At 73.0% G+C, this 2,209-nt stretch carries 1 protein-coding gene and 1 pseudogene; both read right to left on the minus strand.

The window, feature by feature from the left end; genetic code table 11:
- Nucleotides 1-1,596: DEAD/DEAH box helicase (locus G3I42_RS04175; RefSeq protein WP_164282483.1), on the minus strand; the 1,596-nt coding region annotated here is incomplete at its 3' end.
- A gap of 334 nt (nt 1,597-1,930) precedes the next feature.
- Nucleotides 1,931-2,209 (minus strand): annotated as a pseudogene (locus tag G3I42_RS36815) (hypothetical protein); the annotation flags it as partial.

Here is a 2,209-nt window from a genome sequence, read left to right on the forward strand (position 1 = left end):
GGCCGTCTCCGTACCGGCGGCCTGCTCCGTACCGGACTCCGCGCCCTCGGCGACCACCGTCGGGGCCGGGGGCTCCTCGCCGCGCTCGCGGGCGGCGCGGGCGACGAGGCGGTCGGCCTCGGCGCGGTACTCGCTGGCGCGGCGCTTGGCGCGCTCCAGCTCGCGGGTCAGGTCCTCGACCTCGCGCTCGGCCTGCTTGGCGGACTGGCCCGCCGACTCGGCCTGGACCTCGGTCATCGAGCGGGCGCCGGTGATCTCGGCCAGCTCGGCGTCGAAGACGGCGCTGCCGATCTGGTGGCGCGCGGCGTCGACGCCCGCGTCCTCCATGAGGCGGAAGATCTGGCGGCGCTGGTGCGGCAGCGAGAGGGAGACGACGGTGCCGGAGCGGCCCGCGCGGGCGGTGCGGCCCGAGCGGTGCAGGTAGTCCTTGTGGTCGCCCGCCGGGTCGACGTTGAGGACGAGGTCGATGCCGTCGACGTGGATGCCGCGCGCGGCGACGTCCGTGGCGACGAGGGCGTTGACGTAGCCGTCCTTGAAGTCGGCGAGGACGCGGGTGCGTGCGCCCTGGGTCATGCCGCCGTGCAGCGCGTCGGCCTTCACGCCCGCGTCGCGCAGCTGCTCGGCGACGCGGTCGGCGCCGAGCTGGGTGCGCACGAAGATGATCGTGCGGCCCTTGCGGGAGGCGATCGCGGCGGTGACGGGGGCCTTGTCGCGCGGCTTCACGATGAGGATGTGGTGGCTCATCGTGGTGACGGCGCCCTGGGCGGCGTCGACCTCGTGGGCGACCGGGTTGACGAGGTAGCGCTTGACGAGCGCGTCGATCTCGTTCTCCAGCGTCGCGGAGAAGAGCATCCGCTGGCCGCCGGCCGGGACCTGGTCGAGCAGCTCGGTGACCTCGGGCATGAAGCCGAGGTCGGCCATCTGGTCGGCCTCGTCGAGGATCGCGATTTGCACCTTCTCCAGGGAGCAGGCGCCGCGGTTGATGAGGTCGCGCAGGCGGCCCGGGGTGGCGACGAGGATGTCGACGCCGCGCTCCAGGGCGTAGATCTGGTTGCCCATGGACGTACCGCCGCAGACGACCTTCATGCGCAGGTCGAGGACATCGCCGTAGGGCTGGAGGGCGTCGGCGACCTGCATCGCCAGCTCGCGGGTCGGGGTGAGGATGACGCCGCGCGGCTTCTTCTTGTCGGTGAAGCCGCCGGCGAGCTGCGCGAGGAGCGGCAGGCCGAAGGAGAGGGTCTTGCCCGAGCCGGTGCGGCCGCGGCCGAGGATGTCCTTGCCCGCGAGCGCGTCGGGGATCGTCGCGGCCTGGATCGGGAACGGGCTGGTCACACCGTTCTGCGCGAGCTTGCGGACGATGTTCTCGGGCAGGCCGAGGTCGGCGAAGGAGGGGGCCTTCTCGGCGGGGGCCTCGTCCGCCGCGGCGCTCGGCGCGCTCTCGGCGACGGCGTCGGTCCCGGCGGCGTCAACGGTCGTCGCGGGCGCGTCGACGGTCTCGGCGGTCGGCTGCGCGGGGGCGGTCAGCTCGGGGGTGGTGTCGGCGGGCGTCTGGTCGGACGCGGGCACGACGGAGTGATCGGACGTGGAAACAGACATGTGAAACGCGAAACCTTCCGGAGTTTCGGCACGTGCCCCAGCTCCGTGTACGCGCAGACGACCGCCTCAGTGCGATCCAGCTACGGCAAGGAAGGTACGCGCCACACGCGGCGCTCTTAGATCAGCGCCGGGCACAGGGATGAAAAACGAACAGCGGATGAAACGATCTGCCACCATACGCACCACGCTCACCCACTGGCAAACCAGCCGGTCAACGGGGTACGAGGGCAAGGCCATGAGCTTTGCGGAACGCCTGAGTTCTCGGCTCGTACGGGTAGGGGGCGAAGGACCGCGGCGGGTCTCGCCGGGCACGTCGTACGGGACTGAGGATCGCCTAGGACGCGGGCGTCTGCTGATCCGAACGCGCGGTGCCGCCGTCTTGTTCCCGCGCGGCGGAGCGATCCGGCGCACGCTGCTCGCGCTGGTGGGTCCGGGCCGCGTCACCCTCCTCGCCAGGGTCGCCCTCCGGCGGTTCCTCGGGCGTGCCGGTCGGCTCGGGCGTGGTGGGGGCGGACGTGGGGGGTGCGGGGGGCCTGGTCCTGGTGGGCGTGGGGTCGGCGGGGGTGCTCGGGCGGCCGGTGGGGGCGGGGCGCGTGGGCGCGGTGGGGCGGCA

Origin of the sequence: Streptomyces sp. SID11385, from assembly GCF_010548245.1 — a bacterium.
GTDB lineage: Bacteria > Actinomycetota > Actinomycetes > Streptomycetales > Streptomycetaceae > Streptomyces.